The organism is Tessaracoccus sp. MC1865 (assembly GCF_017815535.1).
Taxonomy (GTDB): domain Bacteria; phylum Actinomycetota; class Actinomycetes; order Propionibacteriales; family Propionibacteriaceae; genus Arachnia.
The window spans coordinates 1,231,106-1,247,978 of sequence record NZ_CP072596.1 but is presented as its reverse complement, the minus strand read 5'-3'; the positions used below and the strand labels follow the sequence as shown (position 1 = coordinate 1,247,978).

The window sequence follows — 16,873 nt, the reverse complement described above, 5'->3', positions numbered from 1 at the left end:
CTCAATCCGCCACGAGGCCCTCGACAAGCTCATGCGTGAGCTCGTCGAGGGTCTCGAGCGTTGTGGTCTCAGCCAGGAGTTCGGCGGCCGGCGGGTGGAAGTGGGGCGGTACGGCGACCACGGCCATCCCGGCCGCCAGGGCCGACTTGATGCCGTTGGTCGCATCCTCGACGGCCACGGACCGCGTGGGGTCAACGCCGAGCAGTTCACAGGCCCTGAGGTAGCCGTCGGGGGCGGGCTTGCCGCGCTCGACCTCCTCCGTGGAGACACTCACCCGGACGACGTCGGCCAGACCCATCACCTCGACCCCGGTGTCGATCAGCAGCCGGGGCGACGAGCTGGCGATGGCGATCGGGTAGCGCTCAGCCATCCGTCGCACCGCTTCAACCGCTCCGGTGAGCACCGTGATGCCCCTGCGATAAGCCGCCGCCATCCCCTCGATGGTGCGCTGGGCCGCCTCCTCCGGCGCGTACGGCAGCCCCACGACATCGACCAGGTGCCGGGCCCACTCCTGCGTCGACATGCCCATCATCGCCTGGGTCGACCCGTCCGGCCAGGTCAGCCCGGCGTCGGCGGCGAGCCCGCGACGCACCTGGTCCCAGATCTCCTCTGTGTCCGTGAGCGTGCCGTCCATGTCGAACACGATGGCCTGTGGGCCCATGGGTGTCTCCTAACTCGATGCGGTTCCGCGCCAGCCTAGTTCTTTCGATAGCATGGGCTCTTGTCGGACGGCTGAATTCGGTGAGATCCCGGAACTGTCGCGCAACCGTGATCCCGCTGCTGCGGGGAGTCGGACCTCCGCCCGGCACCACGGTTACCTCCGTCGCGACCAGCGGAACCGCCTCTCGGGCGACGGACCTACACAGAAGAGGTCCAGCAGATGCTCCGACGCACCGCCCTCAACCGCCTTGCCGTTCCCACCGCCGCCGTCCTGACCATCGGTCTCGCCATCCCTGCGCTGCATGCCGCCGCCGCCCCCAGCGAAGCCGAAGAATGCGTGCAGGCAGGCAACGTCTGGGTCCACATCGAATACGACGAGACCGTTACCGGGGCCTGCGCCACGGAGTTCGCCAGCGCCCAGGAGGCGCTCCTGAGCACCGGCGTGACCGAGGATGACAGCTGGATCCAGACCGTGGACGGCCGGCTCTCCGAGGGCACCGAGTGGTGGTCCGTCTACTTCATGTCGCCCAACGACGACGGCACGTACCCCGGCGAGTGGGAATTCGCGGAGGTCGGCGTCGCCGAACTGGAGATGTACCCCTCGGAGGTGCTGGCCCTGAAGCTCCAGGACGACTACAACTTCATGGACCAGACGCTCGCTCCCGCCGTGAACCCCGTCGAGGGTGTGGTGCTGACCGACGAGGAGCCCGCCCCCAGCCCGTCGCCCAGCCCCTCGGTGAGCCAGTCCCCCGCCCCGTCCGCCTCGCCGACGGTGTCCGCATCGCCGGTTGCTTCGCCCTCCGCCTCGGTGGAGGTCGCAGACACCGCCACAGCCACCGCCGCTCCGAGCCGCCCGGGCCTGCCCAAGACCGGTAACTGATGAACGTGCGTCCTGCCGCCCTGCTCGCCTCCCTGTTCCTGGCCGTCGCCGGTAGCTGGGTGGCATCACCGTCCGCCTCGGCAGCCGTCACAGACGGTCACTGCACGACGGATACCGGGGTCACCCTCGTGGTGGACCACCAGGAGCTGGGCGGCGGACGCATCATCAAGTGCGTCGAGGACGTACCCGGAGGCACCAGCGGCCTCGGGCTCCTCAAACTGGCCGGCCTGTCGGCCGAGGGAACCCTCCACGACGGGCCCGGCTTCGTGTGCCGGATCAACGGGCGCCCCTCGCTCAACGAGAGCATCCCGGTGGACGGCAGCCCCGACTACAGGGAACGCTGCGTCGACACCCCGCCCAAGACGGCGTTCTGGAGCTACTGGCACGCCCCCAACAACGGTTCCTGGACCTTCTCGCAGATGGGCGGAGGCAACCGTGAGGTGATCCCCGGCGGCTACGAGGGCTGGTCCTTCTCCCTCAACAACACCGAGAACAGCAACCCGCCGCCCGGCGTGACGCCGTCGCACCGGGTGGTGAAGCCGCAGCCCGCCCCCACCACGAAGGCGCCGGCACCCACCACCCAGGCACCGGCGGCCACCACGACAGCCCCTGCCGCGACGACGGCCGCTGCCACCACGCCGGCTCCCGCGACGACGCCGGCGGCCCCCACCACTGCGGCCCCGGCCAGGACGACCACGCAGCCCCGAACGAGCACCAAGCCCCGCGTCGTCAGCACGCCGACGGAGCCGAGCCGGAGCGCGAGCCCTGAGGCCCCGGCCATCACGCCGTCGTCCGCGGCCCCCGAAAACGTCGAGGCCACGCCTTCCGCGTCGGCCAGCCCCACCGTCGCATCCGTCGTGACGGAAACCGCTGCTGCGTCAGCGAGCCCCACTGACGAGCAGGTGGCGGCACCGGAAGGTGCCCCGCCGGTGGCCGCCACTGTCGCCGATGACGGCGGCGTGCCGACGGGCACGCTCGTCGGAGCAGGGGCCGTCGCCGCCATCGGGCTGGGTGGTGGCGTCATGTGGTGGCGACGCCGCGGCCTGTGATCAAACGCTACTTCCTTCCCCGACAACTGCACCCGTTCGCCTGGTGGGGGTGGGCGCTCGCGCTCGCCGTCGCCGCGTCGTCGACCTCCAACCCGCTGTTGCTGGCGGGTTTCATGGCAGTGGCCTCCCTGGTGGTCATCGCACGACGCGCAGACTCGCCCTGGGGAAGGGCCTTCAAGCTGTACCTCTACCTGGGCCTGTTCATCGTGGTGCTACGTGTGGCGTTCCGGATCGTCTTCGGAGGCGGCGACGGCCCCACCGTCCTCTTCACGTTGCCCGAGGTCCCGCTGCCCGTCTGGGTGCGGGGCATCCGGCTGCTCGGGCCGGTCTCCCTGGAAGCGGTGTTGACCGGCTTCTACGACGGAATGCGCCTGGCCACGATCATCGTGTGCGTGGGCGCCGCCAACGCCTTGGCCAACCCCAAGAAGCTCCTCGCCAGCCTGCCCGGCGCGCTGTATGAACTGGGCACTGTGATGGTGGTGGCCGTGTCCGCGCTCCCCCAGCTGGGAGACTCCCTGCAGCGCGTGGCCCGCGCCCGGAGGCTGCGCCGCGCGCCGGCCGCACGGGGTCGCAGGCAGCGGCTGAAGGTGGTGGAGACCATCATCGTGCCCGTCCTGTCGGACGCCCTCGAGCGCTCCCTGGCGCTGGCCGCCTCCATGGATGTGCGCGGCTACGGCCGGGCCGGCAGCGCCTCCCCCAGGGACAGGGCCGTCTCGTTGGCGCTGGGGCTGGGCGCGATGTCGCTGTTGGCGGTGTGGGCCTACCGCTTCCTCGCCGCCGCGCCGGACCAGTACGTGTTCCGGGTGCCGGTAGCCTCCACGCTGCTCCTCCTCGCCGGCGTCACCGCCGCGGTGGGTGCCCTTCGGGTCTCCGGGCGAACGGTGAAGCGAAGCCAGTACCGGCCCATCCGATGGGCGCTGGCGGAAACCGTGGCGGTGGCCGCGGGGGTGGGCGCCGCGGCGGTGGTTTACCTCATCGCCGACTCCGACGACGCAGGGGCGCTGTTCCCCAGCATCTATCCCTTCGTCTGGCCGGAACTGACGCTCCCGCTGCTGTTGGCGCTGGGACTCGCGGCGCTGCCCACATTCGTCACCCCGCCGCCCACCGCCGTCCAGAGGAGGACCAGGGCATGATCCGTTTCGAGAACATCTCCTTCCACTACGCCAGCAGCGAGACGCTGCGCCTCGACGCGGTGGGCTTCCGGATCGACGAGGGCGAACTCTGCCTCGTGGTGGGGCCCACCGGCACCGGCAAGTCCACGCTGCTGGGCTGCATCAACAACCTGGTCCCGCGGTTCACCGGCGGCATCCGCACCGGCCGCGTCTTCATCGACGGCGTCGACACCACGCTCCTGCAGCCCCGCGAGCTCGCCACCACCGTCGGCTACGTCGGCCAGGACCCGCTGGCGGGCTTCGTCACGGACACCGTGGAAGAGGAACTCGCCTATTCCATGGAGCAACTGGGGTTCGCGCCTCCCGAGATGCGACGGCGGGTGGAGGAGACGCTGGACCTGTTGGGCATCGCGGAACTCCGCGACCGCAACCTGCGCACCCTGTCGGGCGGCCAACAGCAGCGGGTGGCCATCGGCAGCGTGCTGGCCAGCTCGCCCAAGGTGCTGGTCCTGGATGAGCCGACCTCGGCCCTCGACCCCATCGCGGCCGAGGAGGTGCTGGCGATCATCAGCCGGCTGGTGCGCGACCTCGGTACCACCGTCGTCATCGCCGAACACCGGATGGAGCGCGTCATCGAGTTCGCTGATTCAGTGCTTCTGGTGGGCGATGAGGTGCACCACGGCGACACGCGCGACATCCTGGCGAAGGCCAGCATCAAGCCCCCGCTCGTCGAGCTGGGCACCCGCATGAGCTGGTCGCCGCTGCCCCTCACCATCCGCGAGGGACGACGGTTCGCCGCAGAGCATCGGCGCGCCTGGGCCGAGGTACCGCCGGCTCTCCCCACGCCGACCCCCCGGACGGAGCCGGAGCTCACCGCCCGCGACATCATCGTGCGCTACGGATCGAAGGTCGCCGTGGCCGGCGTCGACCTCACGTTGCACGCGGGCGAGGTCACCGCGCTGATGGGCCGCAACGGGTGCGGCAAGTCCAGCCTCCTGTGGGCACTGCACGGCGCGGGCAGGCGCGACGGCGGCTCCGTCACCATGCCCGCCCCTGGCCAGGTCTCCGAGGTGCCGGGCATAGCGCTGGTGCCCCAGACCCCTTCGGACCTGCTCTACCTCACGTCGGTGGCCGCCGAATGTGAGCAGAGCGACCGCAGCGCCGGCCTGCCCACGGGCAGCACCCTGGCGCTGCTGCGCAGGCTGGTGCCGGACATCGAGCCCGACGCGCACCCGCGCGACCTGTCCGAGGGCCAGAAGCTCGCCGTCGTCCTCGCCGTGGAACTGGCAGGCAACCCCCGGGTGGTGCTGCTCGATGAACCCACGCGCGGGCTGGACTACGCAGCCAAGCAGGCGCTCACAGAGATCGTGGCCGGGATGGCCGCCGATGGCCGCGCGGTGCTGATCGCCACCCACGACGTGGAGATGGTGGCCCAGACCTGCGAGCGGGTGGTGGTCATGGCCGAGGGCGAGGTCGTCTCCGACGGCCCCACGCGCGATGTCCTCGCGGGGTCCGCGCTGTTGGCCACCCAGGTGGCGAAGGTGGTCAACCCCGTTCCGCTGCTCACGGTGGAGGAGTTCCTCGATGCGGCCCGCTGACCCCACGTTGGAGATCCCGGCGCCGGTGGTGGGCGTCGCCATCGGCTGGCGCAGCTGGCTGGTGATGGCACTGTCCACCGTGCTGGGGCTGTTCGCCATCGGCTGGCCGCTCCTCATCCCGGCCGTCGGGGTCGCCCCCGAGCATGCCGACGACGCCCCCTTCGTCTTCGCGGCGCTCCTGCCGGTGATCCTGCTACTGGTGATCGCCCAGGTCAGCGAGGGCGGACTCGACGCCCGCTCGCTGGCGGTGCTGGGGGTGCTGTCGGCCATCAACGCGGCCATCCGCCCCGCCCTGGGAGCGGGGACGGCCGGCATCGAATCGGTCTTCTTCCTGCTGATCCTCGCCGGCAGGGCCTTCGGCCCCGGCTTTGGCTACCTGCTGGGGTTCACGTCGCTGTTCGCCTCTGCGCTGCTGACCGCCGGCGTGGGTCCGTGGCTGCCCTTCCAGATGCTGTGTGCCGCCTGGGTGGGCCTGGCCGCCGGCCTGCTGCCCAAAAGAGTGAAGGGTGGCTGGGAGATCGGGATGCTGATCGGGCTGGGCATCGTGTCGGCCTACCTCTACGGGGCGCTGATGAACATGTGGTTCTGGCCGTTCATCACGGGGATCAATCTCGACGGCACCGGCGGCAGCCTCGACTACGTGCCCGGCGGCCCCATCCTCGAGAACCTGACCCGCTTCGGCTGGTTTACCCTCCTCACCTCGACTGCGGGCTGGGACACGGGCCGGGCCATCACCACCACCATTGCGCTGCTGATCGTGGGCCGCCCCGTGCTCACGGTGCTGCGCCGGGCCTCGGGAATGGCCAGGGTCCACACCGGTTGATAGAGTCAGGGGCGTCGAGCGGAGAACGCCGGTGTGAATCCGGGACTGACGCGCAACCGTAACTCCAGTGGAGAAGTCGGACCGAAGCTCGTGCATGGATCACCCGCACATCGTGTGCGGGTCTTACGCGAAAGGATCCTCAGTGCGTATGCGCACCCGCCTGATGGCGCTCCCCCTGATTGCCGGCCTCACTTTAGGCCTCGGCTCCCTTGCCTCCGCTGACACCACCAGCGATGCCCGCGCGGCCATGACCTGGGTGGCTGCCCAGACTAACCCCAATGGCACATTGTCTTCCTACGAGGACTATCCGGACATCGGCTTGACTCTTGATGCGGCGCTGGGCGCCGTTGCAGTGGGCGCGCCACAGGCAACAATTGATCGCTGGCTGGCTGGTGTTCAGAATGCGTCGGGCCCGAGTTTCAAGGACCTGACAACGGGCAGCAGCCCCGACAACGGCATGATCGGGAAGGCTCTTGTCACCCTCGCAGCGGCTGGAAAATCAACCACCTCGTTCGGTGGGATCAACCCAGCAAAACTCGCAGAAGGCTCCCTTACTGACAAAGCCATGCCTGGGCACGCGGCCGGTACCAACGCTTTCGGCCAGGCCTACATCATGATTGGACTTACTCGAACCAGTGTCCTTCCGCCGAACACGGTCTCGTTTCTCGCCGGTCAGCAATGCTCCAGCGGCGCATTTCCAATGTTTTTCGACGCCGATCCGGCTAAACACTGTGACGTGGCCAAGAAATCACACGATCCTGACGGAACGGCCATGCTCGTGATGGCACTGCGCGCCGCTGACGCGGCTGGTGTGACCGCTGCCAAGTCCCCGCTTGCCAAGGCAGTGGCCTGGCTGAAGGCTCAGCAGCAAACTGATGGCTCGTACACAGGCGCCATACCTTTCACACCGAGCCGGAACACAAACTCCTCAGGGCTGGTGGCCGCAGCCCTGTCCGGCCTCGAGCCAACGGTCGTTTCGAAAATCGGCAGCTGGGTCAAGACGCTGCAGTTGACGGGACCCGAAAACACCGGAGCTATCGCCTACAACAAGGACGCGCATATTGACGGCACGATCTCCAGCATCGCGCGTGGCCAATGGCTCCGCGCAACGACCCAGGCGGTCTTCGCCCTTTCACCGGTGGATCTCCTGCACGTGGGTGCTTCCCGACACACACGCACGGCGCCCTACACCCTCGCAGGGCAGCACTCTGTCAATGGGCGACAGTGGAAAACACAGTGCGAGCCGTATTCTCGGACTGAGCGCTGCCGCACGGAGATTCTCGCCACGGTTGTTCGAATTGAGAACGGCCTTTTCGTGCGCAGGACTGACTGGGCTTTCAACAACCTCACCTACCTCCCCTACATGACGGAGGCGGCGTGGCAGGGCAACCCCCTCGCCGCGGGCGATGAGGACGGTTTCACCTCCGGTGGGCGAAAGTGGCGCACTGAATGCCATACCGCCCAGACCGGCACCGGCGCGTGCCGCTCCTACACCATGACGACGGTGTACGGCGCCACTGCGAAGCCTTCCCGCGGCTACACCTTCAGCCAGGCCAACCAGTGGGTGTTCAACAACATCGTGATGTTCGGCGGCCCCGAGAAGCGCTGACGCGATCAACCGAACGGGGCCCCGGGGCCTGCGGCTCTGCCGCGGCCCCGGGGCCTCGTCCGTTCAGCGCATGGTGGGCAGGGAGAAGAGCCCGCCCTGCTCGTCGAGCCACCCGGATTCCACGAGTTCTGCAGCGTTGGCCAACGCGTCCATCATCGCCTGGCCGGTACGGGCGGACAGTTGCGCAGCGCTCACGCGCTCCTTCGAGCCAATCGCCTCCCTGATCTCCATGAGCGGGAGCGGCAACTGGTCGATGGGCCGGCTTTTTCCACGACCGGTGGGCTCGGCCACTGCGCCCAACGGGGACAGCACCGCTTGGACGTCCTCAGCACCCGTGACGAGGATGGCCTCGCCGTCGCGGATGAGCTTGTGCGGCGTGGACGACAGCGACGACGTGATGGGGCCTGGCACCGCGAGCACCGGGCGGCCCAGCGAGTTGCCCCACGAGGCAGTGTTCTTGGCGCCGGACCGCGCGGCAGCCTCCACCACGATCACCGCGTCCGCCAGCGCCGCGATGATCCGGTTGCGTGCCAGGAAGGCATAGCGGGTGGGGCGGTAACCCGGAGGCAACTCCGACACGAGCGCGCCCGACTCGATGATCCGATCGGCCAGGCGGCTGTTGGCCGCCGGGTAGGGCTCGTCGACCCCGCTGGCCAGCACCGCCACCGTGGTGCCACGGACCCCGAGCGCACCCCTGTGGGCGGCAGCGTCCACCCCGTACGCAAGCCCGCTGATGACGGGATGATCCTGCATCGCCAGGTCTGCCGCCAGCGTCACGGCTGCGTGTTCGCCGTAGGTGGTGCAGGCCCGGGAACCGACGATGGCCACTCCACCGCCCAGCCCGGTCAGCGGCCGCCCCCTGATCCACAGCCCGATGGGCTCGCCGGTCTGCTTGGCGACCTCCGCCGTTGCCAGGCCGGCCAGGGCGGACGGCCATTCGTCATCTCCCGGGATGATGAACCTGGACCCGCAGCGCTCTGTGCTCCGCTGCAGCCCAGGCAGATCGATCACCTCCGCCCGCCTCCCCCACGACGTGTCCGGCTGGGAGAGGAATCCCCGCCAGAGTTCCTCGGCACCGAAGCGCGCCAGCGCCTGCACCACATTGGGCTGCCCCAGAGGCGTGAGGGCGCACAGCGCCATCCGGGCCTCTCTCTCCGTGACCATCACGCCGCCCTCTCCTGGTCACCCTGGCGAAGGTGCAGCGCGACGCGCAGTTCCCTGTCCGAGATCCCGCTCCCGCCGGCCAGGTCCGCCAGGGTCCAGGCCAGCTTCAGCACCTTGTCCACGCCGCGCGCGCTGATGGTGCCGCGCTGCAGCGCGCTGTTGAGCAACCCCAGATCCAGGGGCAGCGGCAGCTTCTTGCGGAGATAGGGCCCCGCCACCTCGCCGTTGGTGGTCCAGGGAGTACGGCGCAGCCTGTGCCGCTGGCGCTCCCGGGCCTCAAGCACGCGCTGCAACACCACGGCGCTGGGCTCCGGGGCCGCGACATCCGAATCCAGCAGCACCCGGTTGATGCCTGCCATCTGGTGCTTGATGTCGATGCGGTCGAGGATGGGCCCGCTGAGCCGCTCCTGATATCTGCGCACCTTGACGGGCTCGCAGGTGCAGTCCATCCCCGCCACCCCGAAACGTCCACAGGGGCACGGGTTGGCGGCCAGTACCAACTGGAAACGGGCAGGGAAGCGGGTGGACATGCGGGCCCGGCTCACGTTGATCCACCCGTTCTCCAACGGGGTGCGCAGCGCATCCAACTTGCCGCCGAAATCCGGGCACTCGTCAAGGAAGAGCACGCCCCTGTGAGCCAGCGAGATGGCGCCCGGCTTCAACTCGCCGGAGCCGCCCCCCACGAGCGCCACCTGCGTGGTCGAGTGGTGCGGGTCCGCGAAGGGAGGTCGGGTGATCAACCCCGAGAGCTCGTGCCCCGCCAGCGAATGGAGCGCAGACACCTCCACCGACTCGTCGGGGTCCAGTTCCGGCAGGATCGAGGGCAGCCGCGACGCCAACATGGTCTTGCCGACGCCCGGTGCGCCCGTGAGGAACAGGTGGTGCCGGCCTGCAGCCGCAACCTCGAGGGCGAACTTGCCGTCCTCGTGCCCCACGACATCCGCGAGATCAGGGACGAAGACGGAGCCGGGCCCGGCCATGGGCTCGGACGGTGGGGCGGCCTCAGTAGGGTTGTCGACCGTCAGCCCGTTGACCAGCCTGACCACCTCGTCGAGGCGACCCGCTCCGTCCACCGCGATGCCCGGCACCAGGGCAGCCTCCTCCTGCTGGCCGTAAGGGACGATGGCACGCTCGAAGCCGGCTTTCACCGCGGCCAACATGGCGGGTAGGATTCCGCGCACCCTCCGCACCCGCCCGTCGAGCGCCAACTCGCCGATCAGCACCGTACGCGCGGCCCTGCCGGGGCTGATGTAGCCCTGAGTGGCGAGCGCCGCCACGGCGATGGCCAGGTCGTAGTGGGTACCCGCCTTGGGCAGGCCCGCCGGGGACAGGTTGATGGTGACCAGTTGTTCCGGCCACTTGAATTCGCACGCCCGCACGGCCGCCTTGACCCGCTCCTTGGCCTCGTTGAGCGCCTTGTCCGCCAGCCCCACGATCTGGGTGCGGGGCAGGCCGCCGCCCTCCGCGGCCTCCACCTCCACCGGATGCCCGTCGATGCCCTGCAGTGCCACTGACCACGACGACAGGCTCACCGCTCCTCGATCCCACGGGCGTGCACCAGTTCAGAGCCGCCGTTCCGGGGCCAGAGGATGCCGATGGCGTCCACCCTCAGCCGGGGCAGCCCCAACTGGGACTGCCGGGCGTAGATGCCGGCCAGTTGCCGGAGCCGGCGGGCCTTGGCGTACGTGATCGTCTCCAGCGGCGAGCCGAACCCCAGGCCTGCGCGCGTCTTCACTTCGACGACCACCAGGGCCTGCGCATCGGGGTCTATCGCAATGATGTCGGCCTCGCCCTCCTTGCAGCGCCAGTTGCGCTCAAGGATCTGCCAGCCGCATTCCAGCAGGTAGTCCGTTGCTCGTTGTTCTCCCAGACGCCCGAATGTCTGTTTGTGGTTCATGGGTCATCACCTCGGACCCATTTATGGTCAGCGGGGGTGGTCGATCACCGTTATCCACAGATTCCGGCGAACCGGGTGCTGGACGAGGACTCAGTCCTCGTTGTCGGGCACCTGGAGATCCGAGTGCGCGATCTCCTCGATCGACACGTCACGGAACGTCAGCACCTTCGCCGACTTCACGAAGCGGGCCGGGCGGTACATGTCCCACACCCACGCATCGCCCATGGAGACCTCGTAGTAGACGTCACCGCCTTCGGTGCGCACCTTGAGATCCACCGCGTTGCACAGATAGAACCGCCGCTCCGTCTCCACCGCGTAGGTGAAGATGGACACGACGTCCTTGTACTCGCGGTACAGGTCAAGCTCGAGCTTGCTCTCGTACTGTTCAAGATCCTCGGCACTCATGGTTGCTCAACTCTAGCTTGATTCGGCCGCGGTAACATCTGCCCGCCTGGCACTGAGCCGGACGTTCTCAAAGCACCAACGGTGGATGGGTGAGGGCCCGTACTCCTGCAGGGCGCTCTGGTGCACCTTGGTGTTGTAGCCCTTGTGGATGGCGAACCCATAGCCGGGGTAGGTGGCGTCGTATTCGGTCATGATGCGGTCTCTGGTGACCTTCGCGACGATGGACGCGGCGGACACGCAGGCGGCCACCTTGTCGCCCTTCCACATCGCCAGCCCCGGCACGCCGAGGCCGTCCACGGGGAAGCCGTCGGTCAGCACGAAGCCGGCCGCCACCTCCAGGCGCCCCACCGCTCGGCGAAGACCGTGCAGGTCTGCCTGGTGCATGCCCAACTCATCGCATTCCGCCGGCTCCACCAGCGACCACGCAACGGCAACCGCACGCTTGACGATCTCGTCGTGGAGCCGCTCACGGGCTGCGGCGGTGAGGACCTTGGAGTCGTCGAGGCCCTTGATGGGCCTGTCCGGGTTGAGGATGACGGCGGCCGCGACGAGGGGACCGGCAGATGCGCCACGCCCGGCCTCGTCGGCACCGGCGACGGGACCCAGCCCGGCGCGTACCAACGCTCTTTCATACCCGTAGGGGCCTCGACCCGGCCGAATCATCAGCAGCCGGGCTCCACCCGGATGAGGTCCGGCTTGTCCGGCGCAGGGTCCGCCGGCGCGGGCACGCTCGCGTAGGTCTCCGGCACGGTGAAGGTGGAGAGCCTCTGCAGCGGCGCCACGATGGCCACTGACGAGCCCACCACCTTGCTCACCGGCACGAAGGCGCGCTCCCCCGGCACCTGCGACACGTCGCCCAGCCGACAACGGGAGTCGTTCGAGGCGTTGCGGTGGTCTCCCATCACGAAGATGCGGTCCTTCGGCACGATGATGTCGAACGGGACGGTGAACGGAGCCACCTGGACGCCGTTGGCGGCGTACAGGTACGCCGACTCCTCCAGTTTGTGGCCGTTGACCTCCAGGAAGCCGTCATCCGTGGTGCGGACGTGGTCTCCCGGCATGCCGATGACGCGCTTGATGAGGTGCTCGGTGCCTGAGTTGGGCAGCACACCGATGAACTCGAGGGACTTCTTGACCGGGTTGTCCGTGGGGGTGCTGGGCGGCAACCAGTTGCCCGGATCCTCGAAGACGACGACGTCGCCGCGCTGGAACCCCCCGAACTTGGCCACCAGCACCCGGTCATTGACCTGAAGCGTGTTCTCCATGGATCCCGAGGGGATGACGAACATCTGCCCGACGAACGTGCGCAGGAGCGTGGCTATGACGACCGCCCCGACGATGATCAGGATGCCCTCCCCCAACCAGCCGAGCAGGCGACGGCCGAACCCCGGCGGGGCGGGCTCGACATGCTCTGTCGGCGTCTGGGATGCCCCGACTGCGAACGGTTCGGTTGGCTCGGTGGTGGATGCCACGAATTCAGTCCTTAGAGATCAGGCGGGGTCGCTCGTCTGAGCATACCGCCGCCCACAGACGTGGATAACGCAGAACCGCCGGGCACGGCCCGGCGGTTCATGCAGCTCTAGGAGCAGGTGATCAACGCTTCTCGCGGATCTTGGCGGCCTTGCCGCGCAGGCTGCGGAGGTAGTACAGCTTGGCGCGACGAACGTCACCGCGACGCTCGACCTCGATCTTCTCGATGATGGGAGAGTGCAGCGGGAACGTACGCTCCACGCCGACACCGAAGCTCACCTTGCGGACGGTGAACGCCTCCTGCACACCACCGGCGTTGCGGGCGATGACGACGCCGGCGAACACCTGGATACGGGAGCGGCTGCCTTCAACGACGCGCACGTGCACCTTGACGGAGTCACCGGCGCGGAACTGCGGCATGTCATCGCGCAGCGACGCCTTGTTGACCTCTTGGATGAGGGGGTTGGTCATGTTCAAACCTTTCCGTCAGTGCCACAGGTCACCGCGGTGTTGTCTGGCCCGGCAGACGCTCAGACGATCCCCCCGTGGCAGGAGCTGGCATTGCTGGGGTTGCCCAGGTGTGGGCAACGGCTACTCATTATGGCACCTTGCGCGCACCGTCGGAAATCAGGGTCGGTCCCACACAACGAGAAAGGGGCGGCGCCGAAGCGCCGCCCCTCCCTGTGTGGCAGATGACTACTTGCCGTCGCTCATGAACATCGCCTTGATGAGGTCGCGGTTCAACTGTGAGATCGACTCCAACGGGATGCCCTTCGGGCAGACAGCGGCGCACTCACCGATGTTGGTGCAGTTGCCGAAGCCCTCTTCATCGTGCTGCGCCACCATCGACTTCACCCGGCGGTACCGCTCAGGCTGACCCTGCGGCAGCATCGCCAGGTGCGTGATCTTCGACGAGGTGAACAGCATCGCGGAGCTGTTCGGGCAGGCCGCGACGCAGGCGCCGCAACCGATGCAGGTGGCGTTGTCGAAGGCCAGATCTGCTTCGCGCTTCGGTGCCGGGGTTGCGTGGGCGTCCGGCGCCGAACCGGTGTTCGACGAGATGAAGCCGCCTGCGGCGATGATGCGGTCGAACGCGGTGCGATCGACGGCGAGGTCCTTGATCACCGGGAAGGCCCCAGCACGCCAAGGCTCGATGTCGATCGTCGCGCCGTCCTCGAAGGAACGCATGTGCAGCTGGCAGGTGGTGGTGCGGAACTCGCTACCGCCGTGCGCGATGCCGTTGATGACGACGCCACACATGCCGCAGATACCCTCGCGGCAGTCATGGTCAAAGGCCACCGGCTCCTCGTTGCGCTGCGTGAGCTGCTCGTTGAGAAGGTCAAGCATCTCCAGGAACGACATGTCCTCGGACACGCCGTCGAGGTCGTACTCGACCATCTTGCCGGCCGCCTGCGGGCCGGCCTGGCGCCAGATACGTAGCTTGAGCTTCACTTGTAACTCCGTTGCTTCAGTTCGATTGCCTTGTAGATGAGAGGCTCGCGGTGCAGCACGGGCTTGCCGCCCTCGCCACCCCACTCCCAGGCGCCGACATAGAGGTACTCGTCGTCGTTGCGCATGGCCTCGCCGTCCTCCGTCTGCGACTCGGCGCGGAAGTGACCGCCACACGATTCGCGACGGTGCAGGGCGTCGACACACATCAGTTCGCCGAGTTCCATGAAGTCGGCCACACGGCCGGCGCGCTCGAGGGCCTGGTTGAAGTCCTCGTTGACACCCGTCACGCGGACGTTGGTCCAGAATTCCTCACGCAGCGCACGGATGAGGCCGATGGCCTTCGTGAGGCCCTCCTCGGTGCGCTCCATGCCGCAGTACTCCCACATGATGTGGCCGAGTTCCTTGTGGAAGGAGTCGACCGAGCGGGTGCCCTGGATGCTGAGCAGCTTCTCGATCCGGCCGCGGGCGGACCCGACGGCTTCGATGACGGCCGGGTGATCCAGGTCGACCTTGTCGAACGGGGCATCAGCCAGGTAGTCGTTGATGGTGTTCGGCAGCACGAAGTAGCCGTCGGCCAGGCCCTGCATGAGGGCCGAGGCGCCCAGGCGGTTCGCGCCGTGGTCCGAGAAGTTCGCCTCGCCTGTCACGTACAGGCCGGTGATCGACGACTGGAGGTCGTAGTCCACCCACAGGCCACCCATCGTGTAGTGCACCGCCGGGTAGATACGCATCGGCGTCTCGTACGGGTTCTCGCCGGTGATCTGGGCGTACATGTCGAAGAGGTTGCCGTACTTGGTTTCGACGGCCTTCTGACCCAGTCGGTTGATGGCATCCGAGAAGTCGAGGTAGACACCGCGACGCATGTGCCGCTCGTTGCCCTCGGAGTCACGCTCGGCGACCGCCGGGCCGACGCCGCGACCCTCGTCGCACATGTTCTTGGCCTGCCGGGACGCGATGTCGCGCGGCACCAGGTTGCCGAACGCCGGGTAGATGCGCTCCAGATAGTAGTCGCGGTCCTCCTCGGCGATCTCGCGGGGATCCTTGCCACAGTCTTCGGCGCGCTTGGGCACCCAGATGCGGCCGTCGTTGCGCAGCGACTCGGACATGAGCGTGAGCTTCGACTGGGTCTCACCGTGCACCGGGATGCAGGTGGGGTGGATCTGCGTGTAGCAGGGGTTGCCGAAGTAGGCACCCTTGCGGTGCGCGCGCCACGTCGCCGTGACGTTGCAGCCCATCGCGTTGGTGGAAAGGAAGAAGACGTTGCCGTAGCCACCGGTGCCCAGCACGACGGCGTCTGCGGTGAAGGCCTCGATCTTGCCGTTGATCATGTTGCGGGTCACGATGCCGCGCGCCCGGCCGTCGACGACGATCAGTTCGATCATCTCGTGACGGGCGTACATCTTGACCGTGCCCGCGGCGATCTGACGCTCCAATTGCTGGTAGACGCCGATCAGGAGCTGCTGGCCCGTCTGGCCACGCGCGTAGAACGTGCGCTGCACCTGCACGCCGCCGAAGGAGCGGGTGTCGAGCAGGCCGCCGTACTCGCGGGCGAAGGGCACGCCCTGGGCGACGCACTGGTCGATGATGTTGGCCGACACCTCGGCGAGACGGTGCACGTTGGTCTCGCGGGCGCGGTAGTCGCCGCCCTTGACCGTGTCGTAGAACAGGCGGTGCGTCGAGTCGTTGTCATTGCGGTAGTTCTTCGCCGCGTTGATGCCGCCCTGGGCGGCGATCGAGTGGGCCCGACGCGGGCTGTCCTGGTAGCAGAAGTTCAGCACGTTGTAGCCGGCCTCACCGAGCGTCGCGGCGGCGGCGCCACCGGCGAGGCCGGTGCCGACGATGATGACGCTGAGCTTGCGGCGGTTGGCCGGGTTGACCAGGCGGGCCTGGAACTGGCGGGTCTTCCAGACCTCGTCGATGGAGACGCCCTGCGGCGCCTTCGTGTCGGAGATGTCCTGGCCGACGGTCCAGAAGTCCGTGGCCGCAGGCGTGGTGACGGCGGGCGCGGTCTCCACAGGAGCGGTTGCAGTGGTCTCGGTCACGAGATGACTCCAATCAGAACGGCGATCGGCATGACCATGAAGCCGATGAACAGGACAGCGGCGACGATGACGGACAGGATGTTCAGCCACTGGCGCGACTTGGCGCTGGGGTTGCCGCCGAGCGTCGCGAAGGCGCTCCAGAAGCCATGACGGATGTGCATGACGATGAGGACCATGCAGATGCCGTAGATGACGACCATCCACCACAGGCTGAAGCTGGCCAGCACCATCTCGTGGGGGTGTTCGCCACTGCCACCGGCGCCGAGGGAGCCGGGGACGATCGTGAACTGGAGGAGGTGGAAGATCAGGAAGGCCGCGATGATGATGCCGCCCCAGCGCATGGTGCGCGACGAGTAGGTCTGGACCTTCTTCTTCGAGGTCACGTACTTGTCACCACGCTGCGCGAGGGTCTTGGCGGACAGCGTAGCCGCCGACCAGATGTGCAGGACGACCGAAAGCACCAGGGCGAAGCGGAACACCCAGATGAAGGTACCGGCGGGCATGATCGGGTACAGGATGCCGCCATCGGGCGTCTTGCCCTTGAGCCATTCTGCGTAGTAGTCGAAGGCATGGAAGTTGTCCGCCGTGTAGAACATCTTCAGGTTGCCGTACATGTGCACTAGGAGGAAGGCGATCATGATGAGACCGGTCACCGCCATGATGACCTTCTTCACGACCGTGCTTCGCCTCGCACGTTGATGAATGGTGAGAT

At 67.8% G+C, this 16,873-nt stretch carries 17 protein-coding genes; 6 read left to right on the top strand and 11 right to left on the bottom strand.

Translation table 11 applies throughout. The annotated features are described in order from the left end of the window. Position 1 precedes the first annotated feature (1 nt). Positions 2-661, bottom strand: coding sequence for an HAD family phosphatase (locus J7D54_RS05665; protein ID WP_182764321.1), 660 nt, complete (start codon positions 659-661; stop codon positions 2-4). 219 nt (positions 662-880) lie between these two features. On the opposite strand from J7D54_RS05665, the gene J7D54_RS05660 reads away from it, so the two are divergent. The 6 genes from J7D54_RS05660 (at position 881) to J7D54_RS05635 (ending at position 7,731) form a co-directional block, all read left to right on the top strand. Continuing rightward, a complete protein-coding gene (locus tag J7D54_RS05660; RefSeq protein ID WP_182764322.1) occupies positions 881-1,540 on the top strand; it encodes a hypothetical protein in 660 nt (219 codons plus the stop codon). Next, complete coding sequence (locus tag J7D54_RS05655) at positions 1,540-2,589, top strand: hypothetical protein (protein WP_182764323.1); 1,050 nt, start codon at positions 1,540-1,542, stop codon at positions 2,587-2,589. Before J7D54_RS05660 ends, J7D54_RS05655 begins: the two co-directional genes overlap by 1 nt. Continuing rightward, the gene (locus J7D54_RS05650; RefSeq protein WP_245244163.1) at positions 2,586-3,722 is read left to right on the top strand and encodes an energy-coupling factor transporter transmembrane protein EcfT; all 1,137 of its coding nucleotides are present in this window, start codon (positions 2,586-2,588) and stop codon (positions 3,720-3,722) included. The genes J7D54_RS05655 and J7D54_RS05650 overlap by 4 nt, the downstream gene beginning before the upstream one ends. Next, positions 3,719-5,299, top strand: a complete 1,581-nt coding sequence (locus J7D54_RS05645; protein WP_182764325.1) for an ABC transporter ATP-binding protein — start codon at positions 3,719-3,721, stop codon at positions 5,297-5,299. Before J7D54_RS05650 ends, J7D54_RS05645 begins: the two co-directional genes overlap by 4 nt. Further along, the gene (locus J7D54_RS05640; protein ID WP_182764326.1) at positions 5,286-6,122 is read left to right on the top strand and encodes an ECF transporter S component; all 837 of its coding nucleotides are present in this window, start codon (positions 5,286-5,288) and stop codon (positions 6,120-6,122) included. Before J7D54_RS05645 ends, J7D54_RS05640 begins: the two co-directional genes overlap by 14 nt. A gap of 148 nt (positions 6,123-6,270) precedes the next feature. Continuing rightward, complete coding sequence (locus J7D54_RS05635; RefSeq protein WP_209455218.1) at positions 6,271-7,731, top strand: hypothetical protein; 1,461 nt, start codon at positions 6,271-6,273, stop codon at positions 7,729-7,731. A gap of 63 nt (positions 7,732-7,794) precedes the next feature. Here J7D54_RS05635 and dprA read toward each other — a convergent pair whose 3' ends face one another. From dprA to J7D54_RS05585, 10 genes are all read right to left on the bottom strand, one after another. Then, positions 7,795-8,895, bottom strand: a complete 1,101-nt coding sequence (gene dprA, locus J7D54_RS05630; RefSeq protein ID WP_182764328.1) for a DNA-processing protein DprA — start codon at positions 8,893-8,895, stop codon at positions 7,795-7,797. Continuing rightward, positions 8,895-10,427, bottom strand: a complete 1,533-nt coding sequence (locus J7D54_RS05625; RefSeq protein WP_182764329.1) for a YifB family Mg chelatase-like AAA ATPase — start codon at positions 10,425-10,427, stop codon at positions 8,895-8,897. The genes dprA and J7D54_RS05625 overlap by 1 nt, the downstream gene beginning before the upstream one ends. Next, a complete protein-coding gene (locus J7D54_RS05620; protein ID WP_182764330.1) occupies positions 10,424-10,792 on the bottom strand; it encodes a YraN family protein in 369 nt (122 codons plus the stop codon). Before J7D54_RS05620 ends, J7D54_RS05625 begins: the two co-directional genes overlap by 4 nt. A gap of 90 nt (positions 10,793-10,882) precedes the next feature. After that, positions 10,883-11,197 carry a DUF2469 domain-containing protein gene (locus J7D54_RS05615; RefSeq protein WP_182764331.1) on the bottom strand — a complete coding sequence of 105 codons (315 nt, stop codon included), beginning with the start codon at positions 11,195-11,197 and terminating at the stop codon, positions 10,883-10,885. 12 nt (positions 11,198-11,209) lie between these two features. Beyond that, the gene (locus J7D54_RS05610) at positions 11,210-11,860 is read right to left on the bottom strand and encodes a ribonuclease HII (protein WP_182764332.1); all 651 of its coding nucleotides are present in this window, start codon (positions 11,858-11,860) and stop codon (positions 11,210-11,212) included. After that, on the bottom strand, positions 11,860-12,669 hold the full coding sequence (gene lepB / locus J7D54_RS05605) for a signal peptidase I (RefSeq protein ID WP_245244161.1): 810 nt from the start codon (positions 12,667-12,669) through the stop codon (positions 11,860-11,862). The genes J7D54_RS05610 and lepB overlap by 1 nt, the downstream gene beginning before the upstream one ends. A 121-nt stretch (positions 12,670-12,790) precedes the next feature. Next, entirely contained in the window at positions 12,791-13,138 is a 348-nt protein-coding gene (rplS, locus tag J7D54_RS05600; RefSeq protein WP_182764333.1) for a 50S ribosomal protein L19, read from the bottom strand. Between the two features lie 225 nt (positions 13,139-13,363). Continuing rightward, positions 13,364-14,119 carry a succinate dehydrogenase/fumarate reductase iron-sulfur subunit gene (locus tag J7D54_RS05595; RefSeq protein ID WP_076062330.1) on the bottom strand — a complete coding sequence of 252 codons (756 nt, stop codon included), beginning with the start codon at positions 14,117-14,119 and terminating at the stop codon, positions 13,364-13,366. Then, complete coding sequence (locus J7D54_RS05590; RefSeq protein ID WP_182764591.1) at positions 14,116-16,134, bottom strand: fumarate reductase/succinate dehydrogenase flavoprotein subunit; 2,019 nt, start codon at positions 16,132-16,134, stop codon at positions 14,116-14,118. The genes J7D54_RS05595 and J7D54_RS05590 overlap by 4 nt, the downstream gene beginning before the upstream one ends. 23 nt (positions 16,135-16,157) lie before the next feature. After that, entirely contained in the window at positions 16,158-16,835 is a 678-nt protein-coding gene (locus tag J7D54_RS05585; protein WP_370585871.1) for a succinate dehydrogenase cytochrome b subunit, read from the bottom strand. Between the last annotated feature and the right edge of the window lie 38 nt (positions 16,836-16,873).